Source organism: Spirosoma utsteinense (assembly GCF_014282275.1).
GTDB classification, from domain to species: Bacteria; Bacteroidota; Bacteroidia; order Cytophagales; family Spirosomataceae; genus Spirosoma; species Spirosoma utsteinense.
Genome location: NZ_VFIA01000145.1, coordinates 1 through 1,200, shown reverse-complemented (window position 1 = coordinate 1,200; position 1,200 = coordinate 1). Strand labels below are relative to the sequence as shown.

1 protein-coding gene and 1 pseudogene are annotated in these 1,200 nt (G+C 56.9%); both read right to left on the bottom strand.

Annotated elements, in window-relative coordinates; translation table 11 throughout:
* Positions 1 to 510, bottom strand: a pseudogene (locus tag FH603_RS28145) (gliding motility-associated C-terminal domain-containing protein); the annotation flags it as partial.
* 293 nt (positions 511 to 803) lie between these two features.
* A partial coding sequence (locus FH603_RS28140; protein WP_186742690.1) for a T9SS type B sorting domain-containing protein occupies positions 804 to 1,200 on the bottom strand: 397 nt, incomplete at its 5' end.

Below are 1,200 nucleotides of genomic sequence, written 5' to 3'. Positions count from 1 at the left end.
GAATCGCTGGCCGACGCGTCCCGAGTCGAGGGGTGGGTTGAGGAGCCGTGGGGTGGAGTTGAGTCCCAGGGCGGGGTTGATGAAGATGGTCGTGGAGACGAAGAACTGGATATTCTCCGAAGCCCCTGACTGTAGATTTTTAGTATTGCCGTTGCGGTTGGCTATGGCCACGGAAATGGTGTAGGCACCGGGTCCGGGGTAGGTGTGGGTGATGACGTAAGTGTTGATCGAGGAAGTACCCCCGTTGATGAATCGCCGGTTGCCCCGGTCGACCCGCTGGGTGGTGCCATCGCCAAAACAAATGTCAGCGAAATTGGCATCGTTGGCGGCTGGCTTACCGGTTACTTCATCGTAGTAAGTAGTCAGGGTAATTTCGTAGGTGAGGGATGTTGCGGGGGTGCGCCGGGTGGTGATTTCGCCCGCCCGCACGTGGGTAGCCTGGCTCAGCGTAGGCCACAGTACCGCCCCCACAAAAACACCGAGCAGTGCTATCGAGTAAATAAATCGCATAGAATTAACGTATTTGTAGTACAACGATTTCATCTGATAAAACCGTATTGCCAACCATACGGTAAGCCTCAAATTGCTATGAATTGCCTTATTTGTCAATTTTTCGGTAGATAAACGGGCACCGGCTGCCAGGTTACGAACAGAGCATAAGTTCCGGGTAAAGGTATGATGCGTACTCAGGTGAGAAAATGGAGGTGATCATATCTACGGGATAACACAAAAAAACGTGGGATGAAGAGCCGGACAATTTAGACAAATTGTCCGGCTCTTCATCCCACGCATCACAAAACATATTACTGCTGGCTAACGGTTTCGCGCAGGATCTGGACCCAGCCCTTGACCACCAGGGGCGGGGCGTTGCGCTCGAGCAGCCCGAAGTGCACACTGGCCTGATAGTAGTACAAGCCGCTGGGTAGCTCAGCCCCGCTGCTGCTGCGCCCGTCCCAGGCCAGACTCGCCCCCGTGCTCTGGTAGACCTTGGCCCCCCACCGGTTGTAGACGATGAACTCCACCTGCTCGACGAAAGCCGGGCACCGCAGGGGGGCGAAGAGATCGTTCTTGCCGTCCCCGTTGGGGGTGAACACGTTGGGCAGGGCAAACTGGGGACAGGCCTGGTTGCAGACCGTGTTGGAGGGGCGGCTCTCGAGGCCCCGGGCGCTGAGGGCCGTCACGTAGTAGCAGCCCGCCACC